This is a genomic window from Streptomyces sp. NPDC053541 (assembly GCF_044544705.1).
In the GTDB taxonomy this organism is placed as follows: Bacteria; Actinomycetota; Actinomycetes; order Streptomycetales; family Streptomycetaceae; genus Streptomyces.
Genome location: NZ_JBITXM010000001.1, coordinates 128,643 through 144,234 on the forward strand (window position 1 = coordinate 128,643; position 15,592 = coordinate 144,234).

17 protein-coding genes are annotated in these 15,592 nt (G+C 74.1%); 8 read left to right on the forward strand and 9 right to left on the reverse strand.

Annotation, left to right across the window (positions count from 1 at the left end; genetic code table 11):
* Positions 1-8: 8 nt before the first annotated feature.
* From ACIGW2_RS00680 to ACIGW2_RS00700, 5 genes are all read right to left on the reverse strand, one after another.
* Positions 9-833 (reverse strand): hypothetical protein, encoded by an 825-nt coding sequence (locus ACIGW2_RS00680; RefSeq protein ID WP_399840412.1) that lies wholly within the window; start codon positions 831-833, stop codon positions 9-11.
* 245 nt (positions 834-1,078) lie between these two features.
* Positions 1,079-1,420: a deoxyxylulose-5-phosphate synthase gene (locus ACIGW2_RS00685; protein ID WP_356061399.1), complete on the reverse strand. Its 342-nt coding sequence runs from the start codon at positions 1,418-1,420 to the stop codon at positions 1,079-1,081.
* Positions 1,417-2,172, reverse strand: coding sequence for a class I SAM-dependent methyltransferase (locus ACIGW2_RS00690; protein WP_399840414.1), 756 nt, complete (start codon positions 2,170-2,172; stop codon positions 1,417-1,419). The genes ACIGW2_RS00685 and ACIGW2_RS00690 overlap by 4 nt, the downstream gene beginning before the upstream one ends.
* Before the next feature lie 1,113 nt (positions 2,173-3,285).
* Complete coding sequence (locus ACIGW2_RS00695; protein WP_391652826.1) at positions 3,286-3,546, reverse strand: DUF397 domain-containing protein; 261 nt, start codon at positions 3,544-3,546, stop codon at positions 3,286-3,288.
* Entirely contained in the window at positions 3,527-4,372 is an 846-nt protein-coding gene (locus ACIGW2_RS00700; RefSeq protein WP_391652825.1) for a helix-turn-helix domain-containing protein, read from the reverse strand. The genes ACIGW2_RS00695 and ACIGW2_RS00700 overlap by 20 nt, the downstream gene beginning before the upstream one ends.
* A 116-nt stretch (positions 4,373-4,488) precedes the next feature.
* On the opposite strand from ACIGW2_RS00700, the gene ACIGW2_RS00705 reads away from it, so the two are divergent.
* On the forward strand, positions 4,489-4,710 hold the full coding sequence (locus ACIGW2_RS00705) for a hypothetical protein (RefSeq protein WP_399840415.1): 222 nt from the start codon (positions 4,489-4,491) through the stop codon (positions 4,708-4,710).
* Positions 4,707-4,913, forward strand: a complete 207-nt coding sequence (locus tag ACIGW2_RS00710; RefSeq protein ID WP_356061386.1) for a hypothetical protein — start codon at positions 4,707-4,709, stop codon at positions 4,911-4,913. The genes ACIGW2_RS00705 and ACIGW2_RS00710 overlap by 4 nt, the downstream gene beginning before the upstream one ends.
* Positions 4,914-4,943: 30 nt before the next feature.
* Here ACIGW2_RS00710 and ACIGW2_RS00715 read toward each other — a convergent pair whose 3' ends face one another.
* Positions 4,944-5,693, reverse strand: coding sequence for a transporter substrate-binding domain-containing protein (locus ACIGW2_RS00715; RefSeq protein WP_399840417.1), 750 nt, complete (start codon positions 5,691-5,693; stop codon positions 4,944-4,946).
* Between the two features lie 86 nt (positions 5,694-5,779).
* Here ACIGW2_RS00715 and ACIGW2_RS00720 point away from each other — a divergent pair, with 86 nt between their 5' ends.
* Positions 5,780-7,261, forward strand: a complete 1,482-nt coding sequence (locus tag ACIGW2_RS00720; RefSeq protein ID WP_399840419.1) for an alpha/beta hydrolase — start codon at positions 5,780-5,782, stop codon at positions 7,259-7,261.
* Positions 7,262-7,278: 17 nt separating this feature from the next.
* Here ACIGW2_RS00720 and ACIGW2_RS00725 read toward each other — a convergent pair whose 3' ends face one another.
* From ACIGW2_RS00725 to ACIGW2_RS00735, 3 genes are all read right to left on the reverse strand, one after another.
* A complete protein-coding gene (locus ACIGW2_RS00725) occupies positions 7,279-8,943 on the reverse strand; it encodes a PTS transporter subunit EIIC (protein WP_391652821.1) in 1,665 nt (554 codons plus the stop codon).
* 10 nt (positions 8,944-8,953) lie between these two features.
* Positions 8,954-9,889: an N-acetylmuramic acid 6-phosphate etherase gene (murQ, locus tag ACIGW2_RS00730; RefSeq protein WP_391652820.1), complete on the reverse strand. Its 936-nt coding sequence runs from the start codon at positions 9,887-9,889 to the stop codon at positions 8,954-8,956.
* Positions 9,890-10,025: 136 nt separating this feature from the next.
* Entirely contained in the window at positions 10,026-10,988 is a 963-nt protein-coding gene (locus tag ACIGW2_RS00735) for a MurR/RpiR family transcriptional regulator (RefSeq protein WP_391652819.1), read from the reverse strand.
* 55 nt (positions 10,989-11,043) lie between these two features.
* Here ACIGW2_RS00735 and ACIGW2_RS00740 point away from each other — a divergent pair, with 55 nt between their 5' ends.
* The 5 genes from ACIGW2_RS00740 to ACIGW2_RS00760 all read left to right on the forward strand — a co-directional run bounded on the left by ACIGW2_RS00740 (position 11,044) and on the right by ACIGW2_RS00760 (position 15,587).
* Positions 11,044-11,400 (forward strand): hypothetical protein, encoded by a 357-nt coding sequence (locus ACIGW2_RS00740; protein ID WP_356061375.1) that lies wholly within the window; start codon positions 11,044-11,046, stop codon positions 11,398-11,400.
* On the forward strand, positions 11,397-11,681 hold the full coding sequence (locus ACIGW2_RS00745) for a DUF4031 domain-containing protein (protein WP_361587354.1): 285 nt from the start codon (positions 11,397-11,399) through the stop codon (positions 11,679-11,681). Before ACIGW2_RS00740 ends, ACIGW2_RS00745 begins: the two co-directional genes overlap by 4 nt.
* 89 nt (positions 11,682-11,770) lie before the next feature.
* Positions 11,771-14,659, forward strand: coding sequence for a nitrate- and nitrite sensing domain-containing protein (locus tag ACIGW2_RS00750; RefSeq protein WP_399840422.1), 2,889 nt, complete (start codon positions 11,771-11,773; stop codon positions 14,657-14,659).
* The gene (locus tag ACIGW2_RS00755) at positions 14,656-15,093 is read left to right on the forward strand and encodes a roadblock/LC7 domain-containing protein (RefSeq protein WP_361587350.1); all 438 of its coding nucleotides are present in this window, start codon (positions 14,656-14,658) and stop codon (positions 15,091-15,093) included. The genes ACIGW2_RS00750 and ACIGW2_RS00755 overlap by 4 nt, the downstream gene beginning before the upstream one ends.
* Complete coding sequence (locus ACIGW2_RS00760; RefSeq protein WP_399840424.1) at positions 15,090-15,587, forward strand: DUF742 domain-containing protein; 498 nt, start codon at positions 15,090-15,092, stop codon at positions 15,585-15,587. Before ACIGW2_RS00755 ends, ACIGW2_RS00760 begins: the two co-directional genes overlap by 4 nt.
* Positions 15,588-15,592: the final 5 nt, after the last annotated feature.

Sequence of the window (15,592 nt, forward strand, 5' to 3'; positions counted from 1 at the left end):
CGTTCGCGTCACAGGCCCGCCGGTTGTCCCCGCAGGGCCGCGCGGGCCTGGGCCGCGTGGGCGCGGACGCGGTCGGCCGGGAGAGCGGTCGGGGGCGGGGCGGGGGACTGGGCGGTGCGGCAGGGGCGGCAGTGGCCGTCGGTCAGGGAGTCGGTGAAGTCCGGGGCGCCGCACTCGGCGCATTCGAGTATGCGGCGGATGGCGGCGTCGCGGCGGATCGGCTCCGGCGGCAGCTTGTCCTTGAGGCGACGCCGGGCCATGGCGGCCGGATGGTGGACGTACGGCGGCAGGCCCGCGGTCAGGGCGCGCAGCACGTCCGACTCCTCGGCGTCGCGGGCGAACCACTCCTCGACCAGCGGCGCGAGGGCGTGGCACTCGGCGTGCGAGAGCGACATGGCGGAGTTCGTCCGCCCGAGCGCGGCGAGCAGGATGTACGCCCGCGACCGGGTCGGCCGCTTCGGCTCCCGCGGCACGTCCCCGCGCCGGAACGCCGCCCACCAGGTGACGTCACGCGGCGTACGCGAGAACCACGTTCGGGTGATCCATCGCCCGTCCAGGCACTCCCGCCCACGGCGCAGGTGCCCGGCCCGCTGGATCCGGTTGAGCGCGGTCCGGAGCGCGCACTGCCCGTACGGCAGCTGCTTGGCCAGCGTCTTCACGGAGATGTCGCTGCCCTCGGGCACCCGGTCGATGTACGCGGCGATGGCCGCCTCGCGGGGCGGCAGGTGCGCGAAGTCGGTCGCGGAGCGCGGGAGTTCGTACCCGGTGGAGCGCTTGCCGTAGCCCGGGCTGGCGAGAGGGTGGGGAGGGAAACTAAGCTCGGCGTCAGCCATGAGATCGACTCATTCTCGATCGAAGTGGTCAGACCCCCTCCAGGTGTTGGCGCACCTGCTGGGGGTCGTTTGCTGTCCGCGACTGCGGATACCGGACACGCTAGAGGCATATGACGCTGCGTGGCAAGTCGGTCGCGGACCGTCAACTCGCGGGGTGGGTGGGCGGGTTGAACCCAGGCCCATCCCCATCCCCAGAAAGACGGCCCGAATCTCGACGCTTGAGCTTCGGGGCCGGAAAAACCTGCTCAGGGCAGGTCGTAGCGCAGCAGCGCACGGGCCACGGGCTCGCCGGTGCGGCGGGCGTAGGCCGTGCGCTCCTTCACCTCGCGGAGGGTGCGCGGACGCCAGCCGGGGCCACCGCAGCAGGACTTGTGGAAGCCGATGCCGGCGTTGAGGACGACCGACAGGGCGCGCCAGGCGTCCCGGTCACGCCGCTTGGGCGGCTGGAAGGCCGAGCCCGCGTGGATCATCACCCGCGCGCACCGCGGACAGCGCCGCTCGCGCGCGGCGTCGTACGCGGCGTCGTGCGGCTGCTTGTACGAGGCGCGGCACGGAAGGCACACGTACGAGGTCTTCCCATGGCTCATGCCCGCAGGGTAGGCGCCGGCGCGCCGCCCGGCCACGGATTTGCGGCGGGGCGGCGGAAGAGGGCCGTCCAGAGGAAGGGTTCGCCGAAGTGGGGGGAGTCGGCCGGCTCGTCGTGCATGCGGCGGAGTGCGCGTTCCTCGTAGGACGAGAAGAGGGTGCGCAGGGACTCGGCGGTGTAGGCGAGGCCGCCGTGGAGGGAGGCGTCGCGGTAGAAGGCGGTGTCGGGGAGTTCGGAGCCCATGCCGTCGGGGCCGGCGGCGAAGCAGGTGAGGGAGAAGTGGCCGCCGGGGGCGAGGTGACGGGCGAGGAAGTCGAGGTACGTGACGCGGCGGTGCGGCGCGATGTGGTGGAAGCAGCCGGAGTCGTGGACCAGGTCGTACGGGCCCTCGACCAGGTCCGTCGTGAACGCGTCCCCGTGCAGGAAACGGACCGGGAGACCGGCCGCCTCCGCCCGCTCCCGCGCCCAGGCGAGCGCGCCCGCCGAGAGGTCCACGGCGTCGACCGCGAAGCCCCGCTCGGCGAGATAGCGGGCGTTCCGCCCCGGCCCGCACCCCAGGTCCAGCACCCGCCCGCCCGCCGGCACGAGCCCGGCCTCGACGTGGGCGACCAGGCACTCGTCCGGCTTGTCGACGAAGAACGGCACGGGCCGCGAACGGTCGTCGTAGAAGCCCTGCCACTTGTCGGCGTCCTCGGCGAACAGCCCGTCGAGGAGGCGGAGTACGTCGTCGGCGGTACGGGTCGAGCGGTCCATGCGGGTCCCCTTCCGTGTCAGGGAAACGCTAGGGGAGACGTGCATAAAAGCCCAGGTCAGGTGGTGTGCAACGAGGTGTGGGGTGGGGTTCTGGCGGGCGTACGGGGAGGGGCGCGACGCGGGGGTACGGGGAGGGGGTGGCGGGCGCGTGGAGGGGGCGCCCAGGGCCGCCTGGAGGGGGTTTCGGGGGGTGCTCGGGACGGTTTCTGGAGCCGTTTTCCGGGGCGGGGCCGGGGCCCTCGGGGCGGGGGTTTCCGGTGGGCTTCTGGTGCGGCCGCCCTCTCTCCGAGTGTGGCCCCCTCCGCCACCGCCTCAAGGGCGCTCCCTGCGGTCGCGTCGCTCCGCGATGACCTGCGGCCACCCTTGACCCGGCGGCTCCGGGAGCCTTTCCCCACTCGGAGGGCGGCCGGGGGCCCGGCCACGCGGACAGGCCCCACCTGGGCCGGGCGCCGTGCGCGACCGACGGCCCGGTGGGGTGGGGGTGCGCGGTCGTGGAATGGGGTGCCCAGGGCCGTCTCGGCGGCATACGGCCGTCGTGGGGCCGGGATTCATGCCCCGCTGGTCACGGCCGTATGCAAAGGGCGCAATCCCCGCCCCTGGGTGGGGCGCATGGGATGTGTGTGACTCCGGAGGTGATCGGCGGGCGTCTGTGGCCCGCGGTTGCGGAGTTTGCATGCCGATGGCGCCCGGAACTCCGCTCCGATGCGATGGAAGGGGCGCAATTCCGGGCCTCCGTGGGGCTCATGGGGCCTGTGTGACTGCGGAGGTGGGCAGGGCTCCTAAGAGGCCCGCGCGAGCGGAGTTCGCCCCACCTGCAGTGAACAGCGGGGCATGAATCCCCGCCCGAAGGCGGCCCGTTGGCGCCAAGCCTTGATGGGGCACCCCATTCCACGACTGCGCACCCACCCACGGGGCCGTCACTCGCCCACGGCGGACACGACTCCCCGGATCTCCTGCGCGGCCCGCTCCCCCGGGCCGCCCTCCGAGAGCTTTCACGCACCCGCAGCCGCCGGGTCAAGGGTGGGCGAAGCCCATCGCGAAGCGACGCCGAAGGCGCCCTTGACGCGGCGGCGGAGGGCGCGACTCTCGGAGAGAGGGCGGCCGCACGGTGCCCTACTTCAGGGCGTCCACGAAGGCGGACCAGGCGCCGGTGCGGAACACGAGCTTTGCTCCGTCCGGGACCTTGGAGTCGCGCACGGGGACGACGCCGGGGTGGCCGTCGGCGACTTCGAGGCAGTCACCGCCGTCCCCGCCGCTGTACGAGGACTTGCGCCAGGTGGCGACCTCGACGCAGTCGCCGCCGCTGCCGCCGCTGAGGCTGGACTTGACCCACACGGCCGTGCTCAGGTCGTACTCAGAGATCTCGATCTTCATGGGCGTAATCCTCCGCCACGGACTCGATCAGGGCCAGGGAATCTCGCGGGGACAGCGCGGTGGCCCCGAGCAGATCGTAGGTCAGCGTGAGCTGCGCGACCGTGGCCGGATCGTCCTCCAGCCGGCCGGTGCCCAGGCCTTGGAGGTACGCCAGGGGCGGGGCGTCCTCGAAGGACATCAGCTTCAAAGACCCGGTCATCGGGCCATACGCTCCCGCCCCGAACGGCACCACCTGCACGATCACCCGATGGCTCCTCGCAAGCCCCGCGATGTGGCGCAGCGCCTCCGCCATCACCGCCGGGCCGCCGACCACCTGCCTCAGCACCGCCTCTCCCAACACCACCCACAACAAGGGCTTTGTTGGGTCGTCCAGCAACCGGCCGCGTTCCAGCCGCGCCGACACCAGATCGTCGATCTCGTCCTCCGGCGCCGTCGGCTGGTACGCGCGGAAGACCTCCCTCGCGTACGCCGGGGTCTGGAGCAGGCCCGGGATCAGCAGCGGGGCGAACTCCTTGATGCCCGTCGCCTCCGCTTCCGCCTCCGCCGCCTCCGCGAAGTGGTCCGGGTACTTCGACTTGTTCGCCGCCTTGCAGTTGCGCTCGAAGAAGCCGTTCGTGTCCAACGCCTCGTCCAGTTGGACGGCCATCTCCGGGCGGATGCGGCGGGTGCCCGCCTCCATCTGGCCGATGTACGAGCCGCTGACGAAGACCAGCTCGCCCAGGGCCTCCTGGCTCACGCCCTTCCGCTCGCGCGCGTGGCGCAGTTCCGCGCCGATTATCGCCCGGGGGGACAGGGGAGGGTCCTTCTTCTTCCTGGCCTCAGCCATATCAACTCCCGCTTGGGCATCTGGGGTTGTTGGGGCGAACTCACTGTTCCCCAGCATGCATCCTGCCGACACTCTCCGTAAGCGAAATCGATACACAGAGTGGAAAGGTCGCTACAATGCCCACCTCACCCGGCACGGATCAGGTCCAGGACGTCGTCCGCCGCCTCAAGGCCGGACTCGCCTCCCACGGGATCGTCCTCCCGTCCCTCGGCGTGGACCCCGTCACCTTCGCCGCCTCCGGCGGCACCCTCACGCATCCCCTCGTCGAGCTCGGGCGCTGCAACCTCGACACCGCCCAGCGGCTCGTCGTCGCCCTCGCCCGGGAGGGCGGCCGGTGACGGCGCCCGGTGCGTACGTCATCGACACCCGCGACGGGCGGATCGGGCAGGTCATGGGGCACGAAGGGCCCTGTCTCCAGCTGCGGCCGCCCGGTGGCGGGCGGGAGTGGGACTGTCCGCCCGAGGCCCTGGCGCCCGCGCCGCCGGGCGAGGTGCTGCGGGCGCGGGTGCGGGCGCTCAACCGGGAGCCGCGGATGCCGTGAGCGCCCCGCGTCCTGCGCCGACGGGAGGTCCTACGCGGGCGGGGCCGCCAGGGCCGGGTCCTGGCCGGCGCGGGCGAGGGCGGCGGTGACGAAGCCGTTCGCCTTCAGCTCCTCCACGGTGGCGCGGAGGAAGGCGACGGTCTCCGGGGCTCGGGTGCCGGTCGTGCCGACGGCCTGGCGGATCTCCATGAAGCGCTCCTCGACGAGGCGGACCTCCGGGTGCGCGGCGGCGTAGGCGGTCATCGGCTGGCGGATGCCCGCGCCCGCCTCCAGGCCCTGGGCGACGAAGGTGTCGACGCCCTCCTCGCCCCGCACCACGGTGGCGTGCGCCAGCGTGCGCCCGAGGTACAGGTCGTAGGCGGAGCCCGCCTTCACGCCGATGCGCACGCCGGGCGCGTCCACGTCCTGCGGGGTGCGCAGGGCGGAGTCGCGGGGGACCACGTAGACGCCCTCGATGAGGACGTACGGGGCGGTGAACGCGACCTCCGCCTCCCGGGCCGGGTCCACGGCGAGGAAGCAGAGGTCGGCGCGGCCGGTCGCCATCGCCTCGTACGACTTGCGGGCGGCGTCGAAGCAGAGCAGTTCCACGGGCAGGCCGAGCCGGGCGCCGATCTCGCGGGCGAGGTCCACGGTGATGCCGGCCGGGGCGTCGGGGGTGCCCTGGGCGAGGACCGGGTTGCCGAGGTTGATGGAGGCGCGCAGCGTTCCGGTGGGCGCGAGGTCGGCGGCGATCGCGGCGATCGAAGCGGTGCGGGCGGCGTCGGGCGGGGTGTCGGTCATGCCGTGGATCGTAGGGGGCTGGCCCCACCCCGTACCGGCCCGCCTGCCGGATGGGGTGACGGGACGCGGTCAACGAGGCTTGCCGCATGACGACTTACGCCGGCATCGCCGCAACCGCCGCCCTCGCCCTCGGCCTTGGTCTCGCCCCAGGCGGCACCTCTTCCGCCGCCCCCGTCCCCGCCCCCGTCCTCGCCTGGAGTTCCTGCGGGCCCGCCGGGCTCGGGCAGGAGTGCGCCACGCTGCGCGTGCCGCTCGACTACGCCGACCCGCGCGGCCCGCAGGTCGACCTCGCCGTGTCGCGGATCCGGGCGTCCGGCCCCGGCGCCCGGCGCGGCACCCTGCTGGTGGTGGCCGGCGGACCCGGCAGTTCGGGTGTGCAGCGGCTGAGCGCGAAGGGCGCGGCGCTGAAGGAGCAGCTCGGCGGCACGTACGACCTGGTGGCCTTCGATCCGCGCGGGGTCGGCGGCAGCGTCAAGGCGCACTGCGGGCTCGACGCCGCCGACCGGCGCCTGGTGACCCTGCGCGCCTGGCCCGCCGCCGACGGCTCGATCGACGCGAACGTCGAGCGTTCGCGCCGGGTCGCCGAGGCCTGTGCCCGCAACGGCGGCGCCGTGCTGCGGAGTCTGACCACGCCGAACCAGGTGCGGGACATGGACCGGCTGCGGCAGGCGCTCGGCGAGCGCCGCGTCTCGGCGTGGGCGAACTCGTACGGCACCTACGTCACCGCGCAGTACGCGCAGAAGTTCCCGCGCCGCACCGACCGGATCGTGCTCGACAGCAGCGCCGACCCGAACCCGGCGACGGTCGCCCAGGGCTGGCTGCGGGACATGGCGCGCGGTGCCGACGACCGCTTCCCGGACTTCGCCGCCTGGGCCGCGCACCCCGACCGGGTACGGGACGGGCTGCGGCTCGCGGAGCGGCCCGAGGAGGTGCGGCCCCTGGTGCTCGGCCTGGCCGCCCGGCTCGACCGGGCGCCGAAGCCGTCGGCCACGCCGGGGGTGCCGCTGACCGGCAACCTGCTGCGGCAGGCCCTGCAGAACGCCCTCTACTCCGACGCGGCCTTCGCCGACTTCGCCCGTCTGGTGCGGCAGGCCGCCGACCCCGACGGGGTGCCCGTGCTGCCGCCGGTGCTCGCCGGGCCGATGCCGGACGAGGACGCGACGGTGACCGTCGGCGTGGTCTGCAACGACGTGCGCTGGCGCGGCTCCGTCGAGGACCACCGGCGCGCGGTCGCGGCCGACCGGGCCGCGCACCCGCTGACGGCGGGCATGCCGGTGAACATCACGCCGTGCTCCTTCTGGAAGGACACCCCGGCCGAGCGGCCCGCCCGGCTCACGTCCGACGGCCCCTCCAACGTCCTGATGATCCAGGGCCTGCGTGACCCCTCCACCCCGCACTCCTCCGGTCTCGCGATGCGCGAGGCCCTGGGCCCGAGGGCGCGGATGGTGTCGGTCGACCGGGGCGGCCACGGCATGTACCTGTCGAACGGCAACGCCTGCGGCGACCGGACGGTCACCCGCTTCCTGCTGACGGGCGAGCGTCCGGCCGCCGACGTGACCTGTCGCTGAGGCATCGGACGGAGCCGTCAGGGCTCGGCGGTCACCGGCGCGGGCCCGGGGCCGGCGGACGGCGGTGTGCCCGGCGCGGGCTCGGGGCCGGCGGGCGGGGGTGTGCCCGGCGCGGGCTCGGGGCCGGCGGGCGGGGGTGTGCCCGGCGCGGGCTCGGGCGCCGGTTCGGCCGCCGGTGCGGTGGCCCGCCCGGGGGCCTGCTCGGCCGCCGGCTCCGTCCTCTGCTCGGTGTCCACGTCGAACTCCTCCAGCATCTCCCTGCTGAAGCCGAAGAAGTACGTGGCCAGGAAGCCCGCCGCATAGCCGACCAGCAGGCCGCCCGCGTAGATCGCGACGGTCTCGCCGAGGCCCTTGTTGCCGTCGAGGAGGGGGAAGAGGGCCCAGCCGGAGGGGCCGATCGCGGTGGAGCCGACCTTGTCGCCGAGCATGTTGAACAGGCCGACGAAGCCGCCGCCGAGGGCGCCGCCCACGCAGGCCGTGACGAAGGGGCGGCCCAGCGGGAGCGAGACGCCGTAGATGAGGGGTTCGCCGACGCCGAGGAAGCCGGCCGGCAGGGCCGACCTGATGGTGCGGCGGAGCGAGCCGTTGCGGGGCAGGCGCAGGTAGACGGCCATGGCCGCGCCGACCTGGCCGGCGCCCGCCATCGCGAGGATCGGCAGCAGGACGGTGTAGCCCTGCTGCTCGATGAGGGTGGTGTGGAGGGGGATGAGGGCCTGGTGCAGGCCCAGCATCACCAGCGGCAGGAACAGGCCGCCGAGGACGAGGCCGGCGCCCGCGCCCGCGTGGGCCAGGAGGCCGTTCGCGACGTCGCCGATCGCCTGTGAGACCTCGCCGGCCACGTACATCAGGCCGAAGACCGTGACCAGTCCGGAGACCAGGACGGTCAGCGTCGGGGTGACGAGGACGTCGAGCGCCTCCGGGACCCGGCGGCGGCACCACTTCTCCACGTACACGGCGAGGACGGCCGCGCCGAGCGCGCCCAGCACACCGCCCTGGCCGGGGGAGAGGGTCCGGCCGAAGACCTCGACCTTGGCGACGCCCGCGAAGACGATGACGGAGGCGACCGCGCCGCCGAGGATCGGCGTGCCGCCGAACTCCTTCGCGGTGTTGTGGCCGACGAAGACCGCGATGAGGGCCATGAAGCCGCTCGCGACGGCGGCGAGCGCCGGGGTGACGCCCGGCAGCCAGCCGAGGTTGACCAGCAGGCCGTTGAGGCCGGCGATGATGCCGCAGCCGATGAGGGCGGGGATCAGCGGGACGAAGACGTTCGCGATCCGGCGGAGGAGGAGCTTGAACGGGGTGGCGTTACGCGCCTTCCGCGCCGCCTTGAGGGCCGCGCCCCGGTCGGCGAGTGCGTGCGCGGTGTGCGCGGTCTGGGCGGACCCGGCCGCTGCCTCGGCGACCGGGGCCTCGGCGACCGGAGCCTCGGCCACCAGGGCCTCGAACTCCGGGGTCACCCGGGCGACCGTTCCCGGGCCCAGGACGATCTGGTACGTGTCGTCCTCCACCACGCCCAGCACGGCCGGAAGGGCCCTCAGGGCCTCGTCCTGGACGAGCGAGCGGTCCCGCAGACCGAGGCGGAGCCGGGTCATGCAGTGGGCCACGGAGGTGACGTTCGCGGGCCCGCCGACGAGGGGGAGGATCGCGGCGGCGAGGGCGCGGTTCTGGTCGTCTGTGCTCACGCTCCGAGTGTCACGGCGTGGGCCCCGCCGCGTGCAGCGCCGCGCGCAGGTGGCCGCGGGAATCGCTCAGCCGCTGCTCGGCGGCCTTGGCATCGATGTCGGCGAGGATCATGAGGATGGCCGTCTTCACCTCTCCGTCGGCGGCGGCGAGGGCGGCCTCGATCTGCTCGTCGGGCGCTCCGGTGGCGAGCGCGACGATGCGGCGCGAGCGGGCCTGGAGCTTGTCGTTGGAGGCGCGGACGTCGACCATCAGGTTTCCGTAGGTCTTGCCGAGCCGGATCATCGTGATGGTCGAGATCATGTTGAGCACCAGCTTCTGCGCGGTGCCCGCCTTCAACCGGGTGGATCCGGTGAGGAGTTCGGGTCCGGGCACGACCTCGATGGCGTGCTCGGCGGCGGCGGCGAGCGCGCTGTCCGCGTTGCAGGCCAGGCCGATGGTGAGCGCGCCGAGGGCGCGGGCGTGCTCGACGGCGCCGACGGCGTACGGGGTGCGGCCGGAGGCGGAGATGCCGACCACGGTGTCGTCGGGCGTGAGGCCGAGCGCGGTGAGGTCCGCGACGGCGAGCTCCTTGGAGTCCTCGGCGCCCTCGACGGACGTGACCAGGGCGGAGGGGCCGCCCGCGATCAGGCCGACGACCTGGGAGGGGTCGGTGTTGAAGGTGGGCGGGCACTCGCTGGCGTCGAGCACGCCGAGCCGGCCGGCCGTCCCGGCGCCCAGGTAGACGAGCCGGCCGCCGCGGGCCATCCGCTCGGCGGTGGCGTCGATCGCGGCGGCGATGGCGGGGAGCTGCCGGGCGACGGCGGCGGGGACGGTCTGGTCCTCGCGGTTCATCAGGGCGGCGATCTCGGCGGTCGGCAGCCGGTCGATCTCGGCGAGCTCGGGGCGGAAGGCCTCGGTGGTGAGGGTGGCGAGCTGGGCGCGCAGTTCGGAGTAGGCGGCGGACACGGTGGCTCTTTTCGGCGTCAGCGGTGCGGGGCGTCAGCGGGTGTCGGGCGTCAGCGGTGGTGGGGCGTCAGCGGGTGTCGGGTGTCAGCGGTGGTGGGGCGTCAGCGGTGGTCGGGTGTCATCGGGGTGCGGGGCGTCAGCGGCTGCGGGGGGAGTGGCGGTGGGCCAGGGCCTCGTACGAGGCCGCGAGGGCCGGGGCCGCCGTCTCGTACGTGCGCTGCGTGACGCAGGTGAACAGGCAGTCCACGACCAGGAGCTGGCTGGTGCGGGACGACATGGCCGCGGGGCGCAGCTCGCTCTCGCGGGCGGTGGAGGTGGTGAGCACGTGGTCGGCGTACTGCGCCACGGGGCCGTCGGGGCGGCCGGTGATGGCGACCGTGGTGGCGCCGTGGTCGAAGGCCACGCGCAGCGGTTCTATGACGTCACCGGTGGAGCCGGAGTGGGTGATGGCGATGGCGACGTCGCCGGAGCGCAGCTGCACGGCGTTGGTGACGGCGAGGTGCGGGTCGCTGTGGGCGTGGGCGACGAGGCCGATGCGGAGCAGCTTCTGGCCGAGGTCCTGGGCGACGAGTCCGGAGGCGCCGACGCCGTAGATGTCGATGCGGCGGGCGGCGGCGAGCGCGGCGACGGCGGCGCCGAGCTGGACGGTGTCGAGCCCGGCGGCGGTGTCGGCGAGGGTCTGCTGCTCGTCGTACGCGAGCTTGGCGACCACGTCGGCGACCGGGTCGTCGACGGCGATGTCGGCGGTGACCGAGGGGGCGCGGCCGGACTGCTGCTGGGCGGCGAGGCCGGCGAGGGCGAGCCGCAGGTCGCGGTAGCCGGGGTAGCCGAGCAGGCGGGCGGTGCGGACGACGGTGGCCTCGCTGGTGCCGGTGAGCTCGGCGAGACCGGTGACGGTGAGGGCGGCGCAGCCCGCCGGGTCCCCGGCGACGGCCTCGGCGACCCGCTGCATGGAGCGGGTCATGGAGGGGGCCAGGGTGCGCACCTTCGCCGCGAGCGCGGCGGGCGCGGGCGGTGCCGAGGCGGGTGCGGCCGGGCCGGCGGGGGGTCCGGGGGGCACGGTTGCGCCCGTGAAACTTTCCTTCACATCATGGGTCACACGTGAAAGATATTTTCGGGCGGAGGGGGGCGTCAAGAAGGGCGACAATGTGAACATGGATGACATCGACCCCCTGGAGCAGTCCCTCCATGCCGCCCGGGCGCTGGTCCTCGCCGACCTGGCGGCCCGCGAGGTGGCCATGGCCGAGGTCGTGTCGATGGTCGAGGAGGCGGTCGCGCACCGCCGCTGGTGGGTCGAGCAGTGGCCGGAGGGCCGGGCCTACGTGGCCGGTCTGGTCGCCCAGGACGTCCAGGACGCCCTGCTCGAACGGTACGGGCGCTGGCCGCTCTGCCCGGTCTGCTCCTCCGGCGACCCGCACGCGCTGGACGTGGAGCCGGAGATGGGCCCGGACCCGCACTGGGTGTGCGGCAAGCAGGGAGTGGTGGTCGCCCCGGTGGGCGGCCTGACGTGACCCTCTACATCGACCCGCCGACCTGGCCCGGCCACGGCCGCATGTGGTCGCACCTGGTCAGCGACCGCTCCTTCGACGAACTGCACGCCTTCGCGGCGGCGATCGGCTGCCCGCCGCGCGCCTTCGAGCGCGACCACTACGACGTGCCCTCCGACCACTACGCCGCCGCGGTCGCGGCCGGCGCGGTCGAGGTCGGTTCGAAGGAGCTGGTGCGGCGGCTGACGGCGGCGGGGCTGCGCCGACCGAAGGGGCGCCCGGCTTCAACTCCTGGCGTGGAATAGGCGATTTCCTGGCGTGGAACGATCGCTTCCGCACACCTAGTGACCGCTTGTGTTTCGTCGGTGAATACTATGCAGGCGTCGAAGCACATGTGGGTTCGAACGGGTTCCCTCCGTTCGCTGTCGAGGAGCACGCCCTGCGCAAGCGCACGCCTCAGCGGACCCGCAGGACGTCCTCCCTGTCACTGGGGCGAACCCTGCTGGTCGTCGCCTTCGTCCCCGCCCTCGCCCTGGTCGCCCTCTGGGCCGTCACCAGCGGGCAGGTCTTCCTCGACTTCCAGCGCCAGGCCGGCCAGGGCCTGCTCGCCGAGAAGGCGGGCCAGCCCTCCAACCTCGTCTACTACAACCTCCAGGAGGAACGCCGGCTCAGCGCCGAGGTCCTCCACGGACACCCCGGCGCCGCCGCGGCCCTGAAGGAGCAGCGGGCCCGTACCGACGAGGCCGTCCGGCAGTTCCAGACGCTCTCCGACGTCTCCGAGGACGGTGCGCCCCAGGAGGTCCTGGACGCCGTGGCCGGCGCCCGCGCCGCCATCGCCCGGCTCGACGCCCAGCGTTCCCTGGTCGACAGCGGCGACGAGGACCAGCAGCAGGCGGTGTACGACTACTACACCGAGCTGATCGCGGTCGACCTCGACCTCTTCGCCGCCCTCAGCCACGTCGACAACGGGCGCATCACCACGCTCTCGCAGCCCCTCGTCGACCTCTTCCGGGTCAAGGAGATGATCTCCCGCTCGGACGCCCTGCTCTCCCGCGGCTGGGGCGACCGCACCCTGACCGCCCGCGAGTTCGCCGAGTTCCGCCGGCTCGTCTCCGCGCAGCCGCTGGTCTACGACTCCCTCGTCGTCCCCTACCTCCCGCCCGACGAGCGGGCCCAGTGGGACGCGATCGTCGACAGCCCGCAGTGGCGCACCAAGACCGCCATCGAGAACGCCATCCTCGCCCCGGGGCGCACCGGCCCCGGCGGCACCGTCGCCCTGACCGCCGACGAGACGGCCTGGAGCAGTGCCGTCGACGGCGTCGAGGACCGGATCGAGACGCTCCTCGAACTCCGCACCGGCAAGGTCGTCGAGGAGGGCAAGGGCAGCGTCATGGCACTGCTCCGCAGCATGGTCCTCACCACCCTCGTCGGCCTGCTCGCCATCGCCGCCGTCATCACCGTCACCTGGCGCCTCACCCGCACCCTGCGCCGCCGCATCGAACTCCTCCGCGAGCAGGCCGAGGCCCTCGAACACAGCCTCCCCGACATCGTCGAACGGCTCGGCAAGGGCGAACGCATCGACGTCGAGGCCGAGGTGCTGCGCGTCCAGCAGGACGAGCACGACCGCGCCGACGACGAACTCACCCGCCTCGGCGAGGCGTTCAACCTCGCCCGGGCCAGCGCCGTCGAGGCCGCCATCCGCCAGGCCGACCAGCACCGCGGCTTCGAGCGCCTGCTCCAGCGCATCGCCCGCCGCACCCAGCAGCTCATCGGCCAGCAGCTCAAGAAGCTGAACGACCTGGAGCACCGGCACGAGGACCCCGAGCTCCTGGAGGACCTCTTCGGCCTCGACCACCTCACGGCCCGCCTGCGCCGCTACGAGGAGAACCTGGTCATCCTCGCGGGCGGCTCCCCGCAGCGCCGCTGGCGCCGCCCGGTCGCGCTGCTCGACATCATGCGCTCCGCCCAGGGCGAGGTGCAGGACTACCGGCGGGTCATGCTCGACCTCGACGGCAGCCCGTGGATCGCGCCGCGCGCGGTCGGCCCGGTCACCCACGTCCTCGCCGAACTCATCGAGAACGCGCTGACCTTCTCCGGCCCGCCCCACCCCGTCGAGGTCCGCGCCACCCGGGTCGGCCGCGGCCTGGCGATCGAGGTCGAGGACCGCGGCCTCGGCATGGAGGAGGACCGGCTCGCCGAGCTCAACGAGCTGATGGCCCACCCGCCCCGGATGGACCTCCTCGCCCACACCGAGGACATCCGCCTCGGCCTGCACGTGGTCTCCCGCCTCGCCGCCCAGCACGGCCTGCGGGTCGAGTTCCGCTCCTCGGTGTACGGCGGCACGCGGGCGGTCGTCCTGGTGCCGAACGAACTCGTGGCGGAGGCCGGGGAGACGGGGGAGCCGGGAGTTATGGGGGGTGTCGGGAAGGCGGGCGACGGTACGTCGTTCCCCGCGCCCGCCCCCCAGGGGCAGGCCCCGGCCCCGGCGCCGGTCGTCACACCGCTGCCCCGACAGGCCGCGCCCGCCGGACCCGCCGGACCCGCCGAGGGGGCGTTGCCCATGCGGGGCCGCGGCCGGGCCATGGCCGAGGTGACGGGCCAACACCGGCTGCCGGAGGAGCCGTTCGCGTACGGGAGCGGCGAGCGCGCGGCCTCGTACGGGACGGAGAGTCCCGCTTCGTACGGGACGGAGAGTCCGGCACCGTACGGGACGGAGAGTCCCGCTCCGTACGGGAGCGGCGAGGGCGTGGCCTCGTACGGGACGGAGAGTCCCGCTCCGTACGGGAGCGGCGAGGGCGTGGCCCCGTACGGGACGGAGAGTCCCGCTTCGTACGGGAGCGGCGAGGGCGTGGCCCCGTACGGGACGGAGAGCCCCGACCCGTACGAGCACCGGAGCCCGGCCCCGTACGAGGAGCACAGCCCCCGCCCGTACCCGTACGAGACCGCCCCCGAGCCCACCCCCAGTGCCGGCACCGGCCTCGGCTCCGACCAGCCGCTGCCGCGGCGGGTGCGGCAGGCGAGTCTCGTCGACGAGCTGCGGGTCGACCCGGAGGCGTCCGGGGCGCAGACGGCGCCGCCTCCGCCGGACTGGCGGACCGAGCCGTTGCTGCGGCCGGTGCCCCGGCGGGCCGGGGCGACGATCGGTGCGTTCCAGCGCCGTTCGCGGGAGGCCCGCGCACAGACCCGGACCCCGGCCCCGGCCCCGGCCGCTGCCCCGGCCCAGACCCCGCCCCCGTCCCCGCCCCATCCCTCCTCCCCCTCCACGAGAGAAGACTGGTCATGACCCGCACCACCGCCACCCACCAGGAGCTGGACTGGCTGCTCGACGGACTGGTGGAGTCCGTCGCCGAGACCCGCAGCGCCGTGCTGCTCTCCGACGACGGCCTGGTCATCAGCCACTCCCGGTCCCTCGACCGGGCCTCGGCCGAGCGGCTGGCCGCGATCTGCACCGGCCAGCAGAGCCTGGCCCGCGGGGTCGGTCAGCTCTTCGACGGCGGCCCGGTCCACCAGGTGATCGTCGAGCTCGCCGAGCTGTGGCTGTTCATCGTGGCCGCCGGGCAGGGCAGCCACCTCGCCGTCGTGGCCTCGCAGGAGGTCGACGCCGAGGTGATGTCGCTGGCCATGCACCAGCTGGTCCAGCAGGTGGGCCAGAAGCTGGGGACGCCGGCCCGTACCGCGTTCGACGCCTTCGGCAACCAGGCCGGGCCCCTCGGATGAACGCGGGCTGGGAGCAGGGCCTCGCGCCCGAGAACACCGGCGGCTACGGGATCACCGACGACCACGGGGACGCCGACGACCACGGGGACGCCGACGACCACGGGGACGCCGACGGCTACGAGGACGACTCGGGCACGCTGGTCCGTCCGTACACCGTGACCCGTGGCCGCACCGCGCCCGAACGGGACGACCTCACCCTCATCACGGTGATCAGCACCGTCGAGGAGCCCCTCGACGAGTTCGGCCGGCCGCTCCGCCCCCAGCGACTCCAGCCCGAACACCGGCTGATCCTCGACCACTGCCGCCGCGCCAAGGCGCTCGCGGAGGTCGCCGCCGCCCTCGGCCTTCCCGTGTCGGTGACCAAGATCCTGCTCGGCGACCTGGTCGCCCTCGGCCTGATCACGGCCCGCGCCCCGCTGTCGGTGGCCCGGGCCGCCGGCGGCGCCCCGCACAGCCTGCTGGCTGCCGTCCGCGACGGAATCCGGAGACTCTGACACCC